Origin of the sequence: Actinoplanes derwentensis, assembly GCF_900104725.1 — a bacterium.
Lineage (GTDB): Bacteria > Actinomycetota > Actinomycetes > Mycobacteriales > Micromonosporaceae > Actinoplanes > Actinoplanes derwentensis.
Window position 1 is genome coordinate 6,636,059 of record NZ_LT629758.1, and the last position, 17,943, is coordinate 6,654,001.

The following is a 17,943-nucleotide window of genomic DNA, read 5'->3' on the forward strand; positions in this document are numbered from 1 at the left end:
GCTCCTCACGGGTGGGTAGATAATGTCTGATCGCGTGGCCGTGGTGGGGATGTCGATCCGCGCCGCCGAGGTAAGTGACACCGCGGATCTCTGGCGGCTCATCAGCACCGGCCGCTCCGGACGGCACGAATTCAGTGCTCAGGAATCAGCGCGGCGCGGGGTTCCGGAACACCGGTACAAGAACCCGGCATACGTGCCGGTCGCCTATCCGATCGCGGATTCCCTGGCCTTCGACGTCCGGGCGTTCGGCAGCACCGGATCCGAGGCGGAGCTCACCGACCCGCAGCATCGCGTGATCTTGCAGGCCTGCTACCGGGCGGTGGAGAGCGCGGGATGCTTCATCGGTTCGCTGCCGGATCGGGTCGGAGTGTTCCTCGGATCGCGCGCGAGCGACTACGGCGCGCAGATCGCGTTCCACGGCGACGGCCGGGTGGACTCCGCCAAGCTCGCCATCGGCACCGAACCCGACTACATGTCGAGCCGGGTCTCCTACGCCTTCGGGCTCACCGGACCGTCGATGACCGTACTGACCGCCTGCTCGTCCTCCAGCGTCGCCGTGCATCTGGCCTGCCAGGCGATCCTGGCCGGTGAGTGCGACTCGGCCCTGGCCGGAGGCGTCGCGGTCGACGTGCGGGACGCGGGCTACCTGGTCACCGACGGCGGCATCCACTCACCCCGCGGGCGATGTGAGCCGTACACGACCTCGGCCGACGGCACCGTGGACGGCAACGGTGTCGCGGTCCTCTTCCTGCGCCGGCTGGACGCCGCGCTGGCCGAGGGCAACCCGATCCTGGGCGTGATCGCCGGCACCGCGGTGAACAACGACGGCCGTGCGCGGGCCGGTTTCACCGTTCCCGGGGTCACCGGTCAGATCGAACTGATCGGCGAGGCCCTCGATGTCGCCGAACTGAGCGCTTCCCGGATCGGCCTGTTGGAGGGCCACGGCGCGGGCACCGGCATCGGCGACCTGCTGGAGATCGATGCGGCGTCCCAGGCGTTCCGGTCCGCCGGAGCCGATGTGCACGACTGTCGTCTCCACTCGGTGAAGGCGAACATCGGCAACCTCACCGCGGCGGCCGGCGCGGCGGGTGTCATCAGCTGCCTGCTGGCCATGCGGCACGGCTCGATCCCGCCCAACGCGCCGCTGACACAGGGGGCGTCACCGGTGGACCTGCGCGGGACACCGTTCTCGCTGTCGGCCGAGCCGGTCGGGTGGCGGCGATCGGACGAGGGCCGGTACGCGGCGGTCAGCTCCTTCGGGATGGGCGGGACGAACGCCCACATCATCATCGGCGACGCCGGGCCGGAGGTGCGTGCCGCCGCCCGCAAGGGCCGGTCGTGGCAGCTGCTGCCACTGTCCGCGGACGATCCGCATCGCCTGGCCACCGCCGTTCGGTCGGTGCGCTCCACCGTGGACGAATCGAGTGCCGAGATCCGCCAGGACATCGGCCACACGCTGCGCACCGGCCGCCCGGAGCTCAGCACACGCGCCACCGCGCTGGTGCCCGTGCACGGCGGTCCGGCTGACGTGCGATGGCCGGACCCGGCCCGGTTCCGGGTCGCCCCGGAGACACCACCACCGCTGGTCGTCCTGCTGCCCGGCGAACTACCCCGGGATGCTCCGGCGTTCGCTCTCTACCAGGCGGAACCGGTCTTCCGGACAGCCGTGGACGACGGCCTGGCAGTACTGGAGCGCCGGCTGCCGCCGGACACGTTCGCGGCCGTGCGCGGGGCGTTCCGGCCGGGCACGCCGTCGATCCCGGCACGGATCTCGCAGCCGGTGCTGCATCTGCTGGCCGTCGGGCAGCACTCGCTGCTCGGCAGTCTCGGCATCCGGCCCGATCTCCTCATCGGGTACGGCACCGGCGAGCTGACCGCCGCCCACCTGAGCGGTGCCCTCTCGTTCGAGGACGCGGCTCTGGGTGACACCCGACCCGGCGAGCGCGCCCGGTTCGACGAGGCGTTGCGCACCGCGGCGGCCGGGCACCCCGAAGCCGTCTACCTCCAGCTGAGCGGCGGATCACACCTGCTCGACGCCGGTCTGGTCGTGGCGCCCGGTGGCGAGAACGGGGAGAGCACCTTCCCCCGGATGGTCGCTGACCTGTGGGAACGGGGTGTGCGCATCGACTGGGACGCCTACGCCGAACGTGATCACGCGCTGCGGGCCGACGTGGCCCCGCGGGAGTTCGATCGGACTCCCCACCTGCATCCCGTCCTGCTGGATCACTGTCCGGGCGTCGACCCGGCCGAACTGACCGGAAAGCGAGCCGGCTGATGACTTCCGTCGTGGGCGCGAGTCCCACCTCTGCGGCACAGCAGCGGATCTGGTTCGTCGAGCAGTTGGTGCCGGGAACGGCTCTGCACCACCGGCACGCGGCGTTCGACGTACCCGGCGAGTTGGATCTTCCTGCTCTTGAACGGGCCGTCAACGGTGCGATCGACCGGCACGAGGTGCTGCGGACCCGCTTTCGCAACGACGACGGCACACCGGTTCAGGAGGTGCTGGCCGAGGCACCCGTCACCGTGCGGAGAGTCGACGGCCGGGTGGCGGAGTTCCTCCACGAACCCTTCGACCTGACCGGCACCCCGCTGGTACGCGCCGGTCTGGTGCACGGTGCTGACGGGACCACGACCCTGGTGTTCGTGCTCCATGCGATCGTGGCGGACGCCGGGTCAATGGCCGTGTTCCTGCGCGAGGTCGCCGGCCAGTACCGGCGTTCGGTGCAAGAACCGCCGATCCGCTTCGCCGACCACGCGGCACGGCAGCGGGAGTGGATCCGGACGCCCGAGGCCGTCGAGCTGCGCGAGGCGCGAGTGACGCGGCTGGCCGGTTTCCCGACCGTTCTCGATCTGCCCGCCGATCGTTCCCGGCCGGCCGTCCAGACGTTCGCCGGGGAGTCGCTGACCTGGCATGTTCCGTCTTCGCTGGCGCGCCGCCTGGACCAGGTGTCCGACGAGCACGGGACCACTCTCCGGACGCTGCTGCTGGCCGCGTTCTCCGTGGTGCTGGGCGTCTGGTCGAGACAGGAGCGCCTGCTGGTGGGCACCCCGGCGGCCGGCACCACACCACTGATCGGGCCCGTGACGGACACCCTGGTGATCCCGGCCGACATGACCGGCGCGCCGTCGTTCGCCGCGTATCTCGAGCGGATGCACCACGCGTACCGGGATGCCGGTTCTGTCGCCTTCGAGGAACTCATCGACGGCCTGGCGCCGGAACGGAGTCTCTCCCACCATCCGCTGATCCAGACGATGGTGACGGTTCACGACGGCTCCGCCCTTCGGCTGGAACTGCCGGACGCCGAGCTGCGGCCGGTCGAGACGACCGTGGCCGCCGCGTTCGACCTGATGCTCGACGCCGGCCCGGACGCCGGAGGTCTCGCCTGCCGGTTGTGGTACTCGGCCGATCTCTTCGAACGTGACACGGCGGACCGGTTCCGGCGGCACCTGCAGCGCCTCCTGGACATCGTCGGTGAGAACCCGGCGGTCGGCATCGACGGCATCGACCTTACGGACGCCGAGGAGCGTGCGCTGCTGGCCGAGTTCGGCACCGGCCCCGCGCGCCTCGTCGACCCCCGCGCGCTGCCCACCCGGCTGATCGAGGCGGCGCGTCTTCGACCGGATGCGGTGGCGGTGCGGGCGCCGGATGGTGTCCACACTTTCGCCGCGCTGATCGAGCGAGCCACGTCGATCGGTGCCGAGCTGGTCGCGCACGGGCTGCGACCCGGTGATCTGGCCGGCGTCGCGCTCCCCCGTGGCCGTGACCTGCCGGCCGGGCTGCTCGGAGTCTGGCTCGCGGGCGGCGCCTACGTGCCGCTCGATCCGGCGTACCCTCGCGCCCGGCTGGAGCACATGACCCAGGACGCCGGTATCAAGGTCCTGCTGAGCACGCGTGACCTCGTGGACCGGGTGCCGGTGCCGGCGGACACCAGGATCCTGCTGGTGGACGAACTCGAGTCCCGATCCGTCGCCGGACCGCCGCTCCCCACGGTGGACGGCGCCGACGTCGCCTACGTGATCTACACGTCCGGCTCGACCGGCCGTCCCAAAGGGGTGCTGGTCCAGCACACCAGTCTCGGGAACCTGCTGGACGACTTCGCGTACGAGACGAGCTTCGGCGACGGCGACCGGTTGCTCGCGCTGACCTCGCTGTCCTTCGACATCGCGGGACTGGAACTCTGGCTTCCGCTGCTGACCGGCGGAACGCTCGTCATCGGTCCGCCGGGGATCGGTGGCGACCCCGAACAGCTGCACGAGCTGCTCGCCGCGGAGAACATCACCGTGGTCCAGGCCACCCCGGCGACCTGGAAGCTCTACACCTCGAACACCCGCGCGGCGCCCGCCGGCCTGCGCCAGATCTGGAGTGGCGGCGAGCACCTGCCGCACCCGCTGGCCCGGGCCCTGACCGCGCTGGGACCGGAGGTCCACAACGTCTACGGGCCGACCGAGACCACCATCTGGTCGACGCGCGCCGTGCTGGGGCGACACGACACCGCCACCGGGATCGGGCGGCCCCTCGCGAACACCAGCCTGTTCGTCACCGGCGACACCGGCCACCGCGTCCCCCTGGGAGTGCCGGGCGAGTTGTGCATCGGCGGTGCGGGCCTGGCCCTGGGTTACCTCGACCGGCCCGAGCTGACCGCGGAACGGTTCACTGATGTCGGCGGGGTGCCCGTGTACCGCACCGGAGACCTGGTCCGCTGGCATCCGGACGGGCACCTGGAGTACCTGGGGCGTCTCGACGACCAGGTGAAGATCCGTGGACACCGGGTCGAGCCCGGTGAGGTCGACGCCGTGGCCCAGACCGTTCCCGGCGTCCGCGACGTGTGCACGCTGGTGGTGACGGCCGGCAGTGGCGAGAGTCAGCTGGTCACCTTCGTGACGCCAGCCGCCGGGGACCTGAAACACAGCACCCGGGCCGTCCTGCGGCGGGCTCTACCCGATTACATGGTGCCGAGTCGTGTGCTGACCCTGCCGGAGCTCCCGCTCACCCCCAACGGGAAGACCGACCGGACCGCCCTGAAGAGCATCGCCCGGCAACTGGCGTCCGATACGGATCACGTTCCACCGGGCGACCCCACTCAGGTTCTGCTCCACGAGATCTGGTGCGGGGTGCTGGACGTCCCGCGGGTCAGCGTCACGGAGAACATCTTCGACGTCGGCGTCACGTCGCTGCTGATCGTGCGGATCCGCCAGGAGCTGCGCGACCGGCACGGCATCGACGTCCCGCTGACCGCCTTCTTCACCTACCCGACGATCTCCGCGCTCGCCCAGTCCCTACGGACCGCAGCGGAACCGTCCGAACGTCAGCCCGCCGCCGAACGGGCGCCTAGCACGCGGACGAGGAACGCCACCGCCGGCCGCCGCCGCAACCGCCGGGAGGAGCAGCCGCCGGAGCAGCAACTGGAGCAGCAGCTGGAGTTCTGGCGGCGCCGTCTGGCGGGATCGGACCGGCTGGAACTGCCGGTCGACCGGACCCGGCCGCCGGTCCGCTCGACGGCCGGCGACACGGTGGAGTTCACCGTCCCGGCCAAGACTCTCCGGGCGCTGCACGACCTGGTCCAGCGTGAGCGGATCACGCCGCACATCGCCCTGCTGACGGTGTTCCAGGCGCTGCTGGCCGGGCACACCGGGCAGGACGACATCGCCGTCGGTACGCCGGCGCCGGGCCGAACCGGTTCACGAGCGAACACCGTGGTGGTACGCGGTGACCTGTCCGGCGATCCGACGGTGCACGAGTTGTTCGCGCGGATCCGCGACCGTGTCGTCGAGGCGTTCGAGCACCAGGACGTGCCCTTCGACCAGGTCACCGACGCGCTCGTGCCGGCACCCGACCCGGCCGACACGCCACTGTTCCGGGCCTCGTTCGCGCTGCGCGACGGCGTTCCGCGGCCCGTCGCCGAGGTCGATCTGGCGATGACGGCGCGAATCGCCGGGGACACCCTGGACGTTCGGCTCACGTACGCCACCGCCCTGTTCGACCGTGCGACGGTGCAGCGGATGGCCGGGCATTTCCAGACGCTGCTGTCCGGGGCCGTGGCCGATCCCGGCACGCGCCTGAGCGAGTGGGAGATGCTGTCGCCGGCCGAGCGCCACCGGATCCTGGTGGAGTTCAACAACACCGGCGCGGAGTTCCCGCGGGACACTCCCGTGCACGAGCTGATCGAGGAGCGGGTGGCCGCGGCGCCGGGGTTGCCGGCTGTCGCGAGCGGCGAGCTGACCCTGTCGTACGGCGAACTGAACGACCGGGCCAACCGCCTCGCCCACCACCTGCGCGGGTTGGGCGTCGGCCCGGGCACGATGGTCGGCATCTGCCTGCGCCGCGGGGTGCACACGGTCGTCGCGCCGCTGGCGATCCTCAAGGCCGGTGGCGCCTACGTGCCGCTGGATCCGGACTACCCGGCCGAGCGGCTGTCGTTCATGCTCGACGACACCGCGGCCCCGATCGTGGTGACCGATTCCGCGCTGGCCGACCGGCTGTCCGGTGGCGAGCGGAGCCTGGTCCGGCTGGACACGGATCGCGACGCCGTCGCCGCGCACTCGCCGGTGAATCCGGGGCCGGGGGCCGGGGCGACCGACCTGGCGTACGTGCTCTACACGTCCGGTTCCACCGGGATGCCGAAGGGTGTGCGGATCACCCACCGCAACCTGGTGAATCTTTTGGTGGCCGTGGACGGGAACTACTCGATCGCCCGGGGCGAGGCGCTGCTGTCGGTGACCGCGACGACTTTCGACATCTCCGCCGTCGAGTTGCTGCTCCCGCTGCTGAGCCACGCGACAGTGGTCATCGCCGAGGTGGCGCAGGTGACGTCGCCGGGCGGGCTGGGCGAGTTGGTCGAGAGGCACGGCGTGCGGCACGTCCAGGGCACGCCCTCGCTGTGGCGGCTGATCCTGGACGCGGCCCCGGACGCGCTGCGCGGCGTGCGGGTGTACGCCGCCGGTGAGGCGTTGCCGGTCGATCTCGCCGAGCGCCTGGCCGCACGGTCCGCCGGGGTGACCAATCTGTACGGTCCCACCGAGACGACCATCTACTCCACGATGACCGCCCTGCTCGGCGGGCGGCCCGCCGGATCATCGGTGCCGATCGGCCGGCCGATCGCGAACACCGTGACGTACGTCGTGGACCGCCACGGCCGGCCGGTGCCGGTGGGGGTAGCCGGTGAGTTGCTGATCGGCGGCGAGGGGGTGAGCCCGGGCTACCTGAACCGGCCCGAGCTCACCGCCGAACGTTTTGTGGACAGCATGGTCGCCGGCGGCCCCGCGGTTCGGGTCTACCGGACCGGGGACCTGGTCCGGTGGCTGCCGAACGGGGACCTGGACTTCCTCGGCCGGACCGATCACCAGGTGAAGCTGCGGGGATTCCGGATCGAACTGGGCGAGATCGAGGCGGTCCTGGCCGCGCACGACTCGGTCGGCTCGTGCGCGGTGCTGGTGCGCGAGGACGTGCCCGGCGAGCGGAGGCTGGTGGCGTACACGACGGCCGCCCTTTCCGGCTCCGAACTACGGGCGTTCGTACGGCAGCGGCTGCCGGAGTACATGGTGCCCGAGGTGTTCGTGCTGCTGACGGACATGCCCCTCACCACCAGCGGAAAGGTGGACCGCCGGGCGTTACCGGCACCCGAGCAGGGACGGCCGGACACCGGCAGCGCCTTCGTGGCCCCGCGCGACGAGTTGGAGGAGGCCGTCGCGGAGGTCTGGGCACAGGTGCTGGGCATCGAGCGGATCGGCGCCCACGACGACTTCTTCGAACTCGGTGGCCAGTCGGTCAAGGCGATCCAGGTGATCAATCGGCTCGGCGCGCTCACCGGGCTGGCGCTGAGCCTGAACGCCCTGTTCACCACACCGACGGTGGCGACTCTCACGGCTCGGATCGTGGCGGAGTTCGCCGCCGAGGAGGCGGAACCGGCCGGGTAGGCGACCGCCGGCCGGCTCCGTCCCCGTGTTCCTACCGGCCCTCGCCGGGCCGCAGCGCACGAGCGACGGCCCGCAGCGGGAACGGCGAACGGAAGTGTTCCGGGCGCAGACCGGTCAGTCCCCTGCGCCGCAGCGCCTGCACCAGAGCCGCCGTGCGCAGCAGGTCGCCACCGGCTTCCAGATAGGTCTGGGCCAGGTTGGTGACGACCCGGCCGTGGGTCTCGCGGATCGCCTCACACAGTTCCTTCTCGGCCCTGGTGACCGGGGCGCGTTCCGGTAGCGCGACACGTGGACGCCATTCCCGGGCCGTCTCTCCGGCGAGCACGTAACGACTCGGCGCTTTGGCGTCCGAGTGCTCGAACAACCGCGACAAGAGCGATTCGTGTACGTCGTACACGTCACCGCCGGGCTCCAGCGTGAGCCACGCGCTCAGTTCGCCGTCGTCCACCGTCACCTTGGCGTCCCGCACGTGGGGCGCCTCCAGCAGGAGCCGGCGCACCGTTTCCGGGCGAACCCAGTCCTGACCCACCAGGTGACCGTCCGGGGTGAACCGGAAGTCGTCGGGCAGGAGCGCGTCGGCGCCACCGATGCGGGTGTCGCCGTCCCCGGCCAGGAACGCGATGAACCGTGGCAGGACCTCGGCGAACTGCCGGATCACCGGCACCGGGAACATCACCGTGTCCGAGTCGAGCCCGATGACGAAGTCCGGGCCGGACTGGTAGACGTAGTACATGTGCCCGAAGGGCTCCCCTTCGGACTCCCACTCCTCCCGCTCGTCCATCTCGTCGAGGCCGACCGGGACATCCGGGATGTAGTCGTACATGATCGGCAGGAAGACGCCGACCCCGCGGTTCATGGTCTCCCGGGCATCGGCTTCGAACGGCGTGGACAGCGCCGAGGAGCGGTGCTGGGCGAACCCGGTGAGCGCGGCGGCGTGCGCGGCCCGCAGCGCCTGGCGGATCGACGCGTCCGCGCTCAGGTCGACGAGGATCTCCACCGGGAACATCTGACACTCGATGCTGTGATCCCTCTCCAGCCGGTTGGCGAACAGGCTGGAGAACACCACGCTGTGCCGGCCCGAATGCCGCGCCAGCAGCCATCCCAGGGCGTACATGAAGACAGTGGAGCGGGTCACCCGGTTCGCCGCGCAGATGGCGTCCACCTGCGGAACCATTCCTGGGAACTGCTTGACCAGGAAGAAGTACCGCTCCTCCGGCGGCTCGGACACCAGAGCCGGCACCAGTAGACCGGGTGACCTGGCGAAGAGTTCGCCGACGGTGCTCCGGCGGCGACTCCGGGAGAGCACCTCGTCCGCCTGACGGTCCAGGGGCTGTGTCGTCGGCAGGGGCACCTCCCGGCCGTGACACAGTCCGAGGAACTGTTCCCGCCAGTTCTCCACGCTCTCGCCGTCGATGATGATGTGCTCGATCGTCAGACAGACACTCACCACCTGGCCGTCCCGGAGGAAGAGCCGGACCTGCCACAGCGGTGTGAGGACACCGACCCCGCTGAACAGCAGCGTGGGCCGTCCCGACAGGTAGTCCGCGAGGCCGGACTCGTCATCGAACGTCAGTGGCAGCTGAAATCCGTCGGCGGCGAAGACCAGCTGGATCGGCCGGCTGTCCGCGCCCGGAGTGAACACCGTACGCAGAGCCTCATGGCGGGCGACAAGGGTCTCCCAGGCACCGACGACGGTGTCCACCGGAATCGGCTCCGCGAAGTCCACCTGTTTCCGCAGGGCCGCGTAGGGCGCGCCGATCTCCCGCCAGGTCATCCGGAGCCACATCCGCTGCTGGGAGTGGGTCAGGTCGCCGCTGCGTTCAATTCTTGTCATGATTTCTTCCCGCCGACGAGGTCGAATGCGATGCGTGCGTGGTGCAGGTCGGCCTCTTCGAGCGTGCCGTCCACATCGAGGACGACGGCGGACACACCCAGCGCGAAGTATCGGGACAACAGTCCGGCGACCTCGGCATGGCTGCCGACGAGATAGGGCGAGAAGGCCTGGTACGACCGGAACGGGTAGAGCCAGTAGACGCTCTCCTGCGCTCCCGCTGCCACGGCGTCCTCGGACAGATGCTGATGCCAGCGGGACTGAACGCCGGCCGAGGCGAAGTCGTGGATCTTCTCGCCGCGTTTGTCGATCGGGAACCGCCGGCGGGCGACGGCCCAGGCCTCGTCCGCGGTCTCCCGGGCGATGACACCCCACCCCACGCCGCCCCGGCGCAGCGGCGAAGGTCCCTGGTAGGTGCCGATCTCCCGGGGGTAGGCGAGTCTGGTCACCCCGAGCTTCTCCTGGGCGTTCCGGGCCGCGTCCGAGGCGCCGGACATGAAGAACCCCGGCATCATGTCCGGCGGAATCTGCGGGCTCAGTGCCGCTGACTTGAGTTCGTAATACCGGCCGGCATGGCTGACCGGCTTCTCCGCGGCGAGCAGCAGCCGCAGGACCTCGCCGTACTCGGCCAGCCGGTCATAACGCTGGTCGTGGTCGAGAGAGCAGCCGGCCGCGCGAAGGTGCCGGGCGAATCCGCCGCTCACCAGGTTCAGATCGACCCGGCGGCCATGCAGGTAGGCGAACGTGTTGATCATTCGCGCGGTGCTCAGTGGATGCATGTAGATCGGGTTCACGGCCACGATGGGCACGAGGGTCTCGGTGTGCTCGATGATCAGCTGTGCCGTGGCCCAGGGATCGAGGCTCGCGTTGTCGGTGTGGGTGAGGATGCCTTTGAACCCGGCTTCCTCGGTCCATCGCGCGACGTCGATCAGCCGCTTGCGGTACGAGCTGGGCGAGTGGTCCCGCAGCGGCGGGCAGGAGGAGTAGATGTCGTGCGCCAGTTCGTTCACCGGGCCACCTCCGACGTGATCGCGGCGTTGATCCGGTCCGCGGCCGCGACGGCGTTGGCACCGGTCAGCAGCGTGTAGTGGTCGCCGTCCACCATCTGCAGGTCGACAGTGCCGGCGTAGCCGGTCCACACTTCGCCGAGCGAGAACGGCCAGTCCGAATCACGGGCCTGGAGTACGAGCACAGGGGCGTCGAGTGGACTGGGCGCGTACCGGGCGTACGCGCGGTCGTGTACCCGTCTGATCTCCAGTTGTTCGGCCATCTCGTCCCGGCCGAGGGTCAGCAGCGACGCCGGAAGTTCAGCGCGGCGAACCGCGCCGGCGAACTCCGGGGAGCCCGCGAGCGCCGGCCACCGGTCCGTTGTGGTGGTCCGTACCCGAGCCAGCAGTGCGGACACGTCACTCTCGTCGCGGGCGTACACCGGGCGGGAGAGCGCGGTGGGCAGGCTCCCGTCGAGGGCGATCAGCAGTTCCACGGACTGTCCGGACTCCTCGATCTGCCGGGCCACCGCGAACGCCAGTGCGCTCCCGAAGGACCAACCGGCGATCAGGTACGGCCCGGTCGGTGTCTCGGCCCGGATCAGCTCCCAGTACGCCGCCGCCATCGCGGTGAGGTCCTCCCGCCAGCTGTTGTCGGCCCCGGCGAAGGAGGCCTCCACCCCGACCACCCGCAGTCCGGTCTCGGCCAGGGCCGCGGCGACGTCCCGGTAGCCCTGCACCGCGCCGGTGTTCTCGTGCAGGCAGTACAGCGTCCGTGCGGTGGGCGGGCCGCCCAGTTCGACGAGCACTCCGGCCCGGTCGTCGCGCGGCCCGGCCGGACCGTCGCCGCCGAGGATTCCGGCGATGGTCGGCGCCTGGAAGATCATTCGCGGGGAGAGGTGGAGGCCGTGCCGGCGGGCGCGGTGCACGACCTGGATGCTGAGGATCGAGTGCCCGCCGAGATCGAAGAAGTTGTCGTGGATCCCGACCTTCTCGATGCCGAGGACGTCCGCCCACACCTCGGCGAGCGCGGACTCCGCAGCGGTGCGAGGGACGGCGTACTCGGCGTCGAGTTCCGGTCGTCCGGCGGCCGGCGCCGGCAACGCGCGACGGTCGACCTTGCCGCTGGTGTTCAACGGCAGCGTGTCGAGGACGACGTAGCCACCGGGCACCATGTGCTCGGGAAGCAGGCGTTTGAGACAGGCGCGCAGCGTGCCCACCCCGACGGACTCGGAGCCGTCCGGTACGACGTAGGCGATCAGGCGTTTGTCCCCCGGCACATCCTCACGCACGGTCACCACCGCGGCGCCCACACCCGGGCAGCCCACCAGAGCCGACTCGATCTCCCCCAGCTCGATCCGGAAGCCACGCACCTTCACCTGGCCGTCGGTCCGGCCCAGGAACTCCAGGTTCCCCTCGGCGCTCCACCGGACCAGGTCACCGGTCCGATACAACCGCCGGGCCACCTCACCCACTTCTTGTACGACAAACTTCTCCGCTGTCAACTCCGCGCGATTCAGATAGCCCCGGGCCAAGCCCACGCCGCCGATCCACAGCTCGCCCACGACGCCCACCGGCACCAGGCCACCCGCACGGTCCAGCACGAACACCTCGGTGTTCGCACACGGACGGCCGATGGGCACCTGGCGCACCGGGGCGGTGATCGTCGCGACGGTGCAGGTGACCGTGGCCTCGGTCGGGCCGTAGCTGTTGAGCAGGGGAAGGTCGCTGCGTTCGAACCACCGGTCCAGCATCGACGGGTTGACCTGTTCACCGCCGAGGTTGAGCAGGCGCAACTGAGGGCCGAACCCCGGCCCCTCGTCGAGGTACGGCAGTGTCTCCGCCCAGGCCGAGGGTGACATCTCCACCGCGGTGATCCGTTCGTTCCGGATCAGGTCGACGAGTTCGGCCGGTTCCCATCCGTCGCCGCGCAGGACGAGTGTCGATCCGGTCATCAGCGCCGGGAAGATCTCCTCCACCGACACGTCGAAACACACCGACGCGAACTGCAGCACCCGGTCGTCGGCGGTGAGCCCGAACTGGCGGCACAGGTCCACCATCCGGCCGGCGAACGCGCGGTGCTCGATCATGACGCCCTTGGGAACGCCTGTCGATCCAGAGGTGTAGATGACGTAGGCGAGATCATCCACAGTGGCCGACGGGGCCGGGTCGGTGTCGGGCCGGCCGGCGATCTCCGCGCGCAGTTCGTCGACGCAGACGAGTGCGGCATCGGTAGCGGGAAGCAGGTCACGCAGATGGCTCTGGGTGATCACCAGGGGCGTCGCCGTGTCCGCGAGGAGGAAGGCGAGCCGTTCGGTCGGGTAGGCGGCGTCCATCGGGACGTAGGCGCCACCGGCCTTGAGCACGGCCAGCAACGACACGATCATGTCGAGGCCCCGATCCACGCACACCGCCACGAGGACCTCGGGGCCGACGCCGCGTTCGCGCAGGAAGTGGGCCAGCTGATTGGACCGGGTGTTCAGCTCGGCATAGGTCAGACTCTCCGCACCGAAGGTCACCGCCACCGCGCCGGGAGAGCGCAGCACCCGCTCCTCCACCAGATGGTGGACCATCGCCCGGTCGTCGAGTTCGGCCGCGGTGTCGTTCCACTCGACGGCGAGCTGGTGCCGTTCTGTGTCGGACAGCATCTCCAGCGTGCTCACCCGCGCCGACGGATCCGCCACCACCGACCGCAACAACCGCTCGAAATGAGCCGCCATCCGCTCGATCGTGCCCCGGTCGAAGACGTCCGAGTTGTATTCCAGCTCGCACCGGAAACAGTCGCCGTCCTCGGTCACCTGCAGGGAGACGTCGAAGGGCGAGATGTGCTCCGAAAGCTCCACCACGGAGACGTCGAGTCCCGGCAGCGACCACACGACCGGTTCCGTGTTCTGAAAGACGAACATCGCCTGAAACAGCGGGGTACGAGAAAGGTCCCGCTGCGGCGCCAACTCCTCCACCAACCGCTCGAACGGAAAGTCCTGATGAGCGAACGCACCCACCACCCGGTCCCGCACCCGAGCGAACAACTCACCCACCGAAGGATCACTCGACAGATCCCCCCGCAACACCAACGTGTTGACGAAGAACCCCACCAAACCCTCGACCTCGACCCGGCCCCGGTTCGCCACCGGAGTCCCCACCGCCACATCCACCTGACCGCTGTACCGGCCCAACAACACCTGAAAAACCGACAACAAACCCATGAACGGCGTCACACCCACACGCCGCACCAACCCCCGGAACCCCGGAACCACATCCCCGGAGACAACGAAACCGACCACCCCACCAGCACCCGAACGAACCGCCGGACGAACCCGGTCCAACGGCAGATCCAACGTCTCCACACCGGCCAGCTCACCACGCCAGAAATCCAGGCCACGGTCGAAGACCTCGCCCCGCAGCCGCCCCCGCTCCCACACCGCATAGTCCCCATAGGTCACCGGCAGAACCGGCAGAACCGCACCCTCGTACAGAACCCCCAGCTCACGCGACAGCACACCCAGCGACCAGCCGTCCGCGACCACGTGATGCACACACAACAACAGCACGGCGTCGTCCACCCCGAGCCGCACCAGAACAGCCCGGAAGAGCGGCCCGCGACCGAGGTCCATCGGCTCGGCGGCGATCCGTTCGAGGAGCGCGGCGACCTCGCCGATGTCGGTGCCGGTCAGGTCCAGCGATTCGAGGGGCACGTCGGCGACCGGATCCACGACCTGAGTCGCGACGCCGTCGGTATCGGCCACCAGCCGGGTGCGCAGTACCTCGTGCCGTTCGGCGAGGGCCTTCAGCGCCCGCCGCAACGCCGGCCGGTCCAACGGGCCGCGCAACCGCACGGCTGTCGCCAACAGGTACTCGGCGCTGCCCGGCTCGAACTGGTCGAGGAACCACAGTCGCTGCTGGGCGAAGGACAGCGGCGCCGGTCCGTCCCCGGCACGGCGCGGCACCGGACTGTTCTCCTCCGCGCCCGCGCGGACCTTCTCGGCGAACGCGGCCACCGTCGGCGCGTCGAACAGGTGCCGGACCAGGATCGCGGTCCCCAGCTCGCGGGCGGCCCGGCTGGTGACCCGGGTGGCAAGCAGCGAGTGGCCGCCGAGGTCGAAGAAGTCGTCGTGGATCCCGATCCGGTCGACGCCGAGGACCTCCGCCCAGATCCGCACGAGCACCGCCTCGATCTCGGTGCGGGGGGCGGCGTACTCGGCGTCGAGTTCCGGCCGTTCCCCGGCCGGCGCCGGCAATGCGCGCCGGTCGACCTTCCCGGTGGTGGTCAGCGGTAGCGACGCCAGCTCGACGAAGGCGCTCGGCACCATGTACTCCGGCAGCCGCTGGTGCAGGAACGCGCGCAGAGCGGAGATGCCGGGCAAAGGTTCGTCGCCCGGGACGACATAAGCGATCAGGCGTTTGTCGCCCGGCACGTCCTCACGCACGGTCACCACTGCGGCGCCCACACCCGGGCAGTCCACCAGCGTCGACTCGATCTCGCCCAGTTCGATCCGGAAGCCACGCACCTTCACCTGGTCGTCGGTGCGCCCCAGATAGTCCAGGTACCCATCGGCCGTCCATCGGACCAGGTCACCGGTCCGATACAACCGCCGGGCCACCCCACCGACTTCTTGTACGACAAACCGTTCCGCCGTCAACTCCGCGCGATTCAGGTAGCCCCGGGCCAAGCCCACGCCGCCGATCCACAGCTCGCCCACGACGCCCACCGGTACCAGTCCACCGGCACGGTCCAGCACGAACACCTCGGTATTCGCGCAGGGCCGGCCGATCGACTGGTAAAGAGTGTGGGCCGGGCTCTCGGTCGTGACCCGGTGGTTGGTGGCGACACCCCAGTGCTCGCACGGCCCGTACGCGTGGGAGATGTTCGCCGGGGCCCAGGGGCTCGCGGCGAGACGGTCGGCGATGGAGCGTTCGACGGCCTCGCCGCCGTACTCCACCGTCTTCAAGCCCGCGGCCAGTTCCGGGAACTCGGCCAGGTGCTGGTTGAACAACGGTGAGGTCATCCCCATCACCGTGACGCCGTGTGCCTCGATCTCGGTGCGGAGCCGCAACGGGTTGAGTTTCGTGGCGTGGCTCATGATCACGAGCCGGGCGCCCACGGTGAGCGCACCCCAGCACTCGAACGAACTCATGTCCCACGCCAGGCTCGAACTCTGCGCCACCACGTCGTCCGGCGCCATCGTCCCGTACCAGTTGGCGTCCCGGAGCGCGGCGATCGACCGGTGTTCGATCATGATGCCCTTGGGAAGACCTGTCGATCCCGAGGTGTAGACCACGTAGGCGAGGTTGTCCGCGGTGGCCAGTGGAGCCGGATTCGTACCGGGACGGGTCGAGATCTCGCCCCACTGTCCGTCGACACGGATCAGCTCGGCATCGGTGCCGGGCAGATGGTCCGCCAGTAGCGTCTGGGTGAGCACGATCGGCGCCGCGGTGTCCCCGATCATGAACGCGAGGCGCTCCGCCGGAAGGCCGGTGTCCATCGCGAAGTAGGCGCCACCCGCTTTGAGGACGGCCAGGATCGACACGATCGCGTCGAGGCCCCGGTCGGCGAACAGGCCCACGATCGTCTCGGGGCCGACGCCGCGTTCGCGCAGGAAGTGGGCCAGCTGATTGGACCGGGTGTTCAGCTCGGCATAGGTCAGACTCTCCGCACCGAAGGTCACCGCAACCGCGTCGGGAGTGGCAGCGACCTGCCGCTCGACCAACTGGTGCACCGTGACGCCGTCCTCGTACGGAACAGCCGTGTCGTTCCACTCGGCGGCGAGTTGATGCCGCTCCTCATCGGACAGCATCTCCAGCGTGCTCACCCGCGCCGACGGATCCGCCACCACCGACCGCAACAACCGCTCGAAATGAGCCGCCATCCGCTCGATCGTGCCCCGGTCGAAGACGTCCGAGTTGTATTCCAGCTCGCACCGGAAAGAATCGCCGTCCTCGGTCACCTGCAACGTCACATCAAAAGGCGAAGCCCGATTCTCCAACTCCACCACGGAGACGTCGAGTCCCGGCAGCGACCACACGATCGGTTCCGTGTTCTGCAAGACGAACATCGCCTGAAACAGCGGGGTACGAGAAAGGTCCCGCTGCGGCGCCAACTCCTCCACCAACCGCTCGAACGGAAAGTCCTGATGAGCGAACGCACCCACCACCCGGTCCCGCACCCGAGCGAACAACTCACCCACCGAAGGATCACCCGACAGATCCCCCCGCAACACCAACGTGTTGACGAAGAACCCCACCAAACCCTCGACCTCGACCCGGCCCCGGTTCGCCACCGGAGTCCCCACCGCCACATCCACCTGACCGCTGTACCGGCCCAACAACACCTGAAAAACCGACAACAAACCCATGAACGGCGTCACACCCACACGCCGCACCAACCCCCGGAACCCCGGAACCACATCCCCGGAGACAACGAAACCGACCACCCCACCAGCACCCGAACGAACCGCCGGACGAACCCGATCCAACGGCAGATCCAACGCCTCCACACCGGCCAGCTCACCACGCCAGAAATCCAGGCCACGGTCGAAGACCTCGCCCCGCAGCCGCCCCCGCTCCCACACCGCATAGTCCCCATAGGTCACCGGCAGAACCGGCAGAACCGCACCCTCGTACAGAACACCCAACTCATTTGCCAGAACGCCCATCGACCAGCCGTCGGCGACCACATGGTGCACACACAGAAACAACACGGAATCGTCCACCCCGAGCCGTACCAGAACAGCTCGGAAAAGCGGGCCGCCGGCCAGATCGAAAGGTTTTTCGATCTCTTTCTCGATCACGTCGCGGGCCAGGATCTCACGCAGTTCCGGGTCGCCGGTGCCGGTCAGATCGACCACCGGGACCGGCACGGTCCAGGGGGCGTCCACCAGTTGTTCGGGATCACCCTCGGCGTTGACGACCAGTCGGGTGCGCAGCACCTCGTGCCGTTCGACGAGCGCCGTCAGCGACCGTTCCAGGGCCGTCAGGTCCAGCGGACCGGTGACGCGCAGAGCGAACGGCAGGGCGTACTCGGCGCTGTCCGGTGCGAACTGGTTCAGGAACCACAACCTCTGCTGCGCGAACGACAGCGGCGCCGGTTTCCCCTCTTGCCTGCGGGGCATGGGCGACTCCGGCACGGACGAGGCACCCCGCTGACGCATCCGCGCGAGGAGCCGCGCCGAGGTGGTCCGGTCGTCAGAGGTGTTCATCAGATTGCTCCCATGC

General features: G+C 69.6%; 5 protein-coding genes. 2 read left to right on the top strand and 3 right to left on the bottom strand.

Going from position 1 to position 17,943, the window contains the following annotated elements:
• Positions 1-22: 22 nt before the first annotated feature.
• Together BLU81_RS29095 and BLU81_RS29100 are read left to right on the top strand one after the other, a co-directional pair.
• Positions 23-2,275: a beta-ketoacyl synthase N-terminal-like domain-containing protein gene (locus BLU81_RS29095; RefSeq protein ID WP_092548229.1), complete on the top strand. Its 2,253-nt coding sequence runs from the start codon at positions 23-25 to the stop codon at positions 2,273-2,275.
• Positions 2,275-7,914 (top strand): non-ribosomal peptide synthetase, encoded by a 5,640-nt coding sequence (locus BLU81_RS29100; protein ID WP_092548232.1) that lies wholly within the window; start codon positions 2,275-2,277, stop codon positions 7,912-7,914. The genes BLU81_RS29095 and BLU81_RS29100 overlap by 1 nt, the downstream gene beginning before the upstream one ends.
• Positions 7,915-7,945: 31 nt before the next feature.
• Here BLU81_RS29100 and BLU81_RS29105 read toward each other — a convergent pair whose 3' ends face one another.
• From BLU81_RS29105 to BLU81_RS29115, 3 genes are read right to left on the bottom strand one after another with little or no spacing between them, the layout of a single operon-like run.
• A complete protein-coding gene (locus BLU81_RS29105; protein WP_092548234.1) occupies positions 7,946-9,748 on the bottom strand; it encodes a condensation domain-containing protein in 1,803 nt (600 codons plus the stop codon).
• Positions 9,745-10,755 carry an LLM class flavin-dependent oxidoreductase gene (locus BLU81_RS29110; RefSeq protein ID WP_157751832.1) on the bottom strand — a complete coding sequence of 337 codons (1,011 nt, stop codon included), beginning with the start codon at positions 10,753-10,755 and terminating at the stop codon, positions 9,745-9,747. Before BLU81_RS29110 ends, BLU81_RS29105 begins: the two co-directional genes overlap by 4 nt.
• Positions 10,752-17,927, bottom strand: a complete 7,176-nt coding sequence (locus BLU81_RS29115; protein WP_172890645.1) for a non-ribosomal peptide synthetase — start codon at positions 17,925-17,927, stop codon at positions 10,752-10,754. Before BLU81_RS29115 ends, BLU81_RS29110 begins: the two co-directional genes overlap by 4 nt.
• Between the last annotated feature and the right edge of the window lie 16 nt (positions 17,928-17,943).

Coding starts and splice junctions, on each gene's coding strand:
- BLU81_RS29095 (WP_092548229.1), top strand. CDS start 23: ATGTCTGATCGCGTGGCCGTGGTGGGGATGTCGATCCGCGCCGCCGAG.
- BLU81_RS29100 (WP_092548232.1), top strand. CDS start 2,275: ATGACTTCCGTCGTGGGCGCGAGTCCCACCTCTGCGGCACAGCAGCGG.
- BLU81_RS29105 (WP_092548234.1), bottom strand. CDS start 9,748: ATGACAAGAATTGAACGCAGCGGCGACCTGACCCACTCCCAGCAGCGG.
- BLU81_RS29115 (WP_172890645.1), bottom strand. CDS start 17,927: ATGAACACCTCTGACGACCGGACCACCTCGGCGCGGCTCCTCGCGCGG.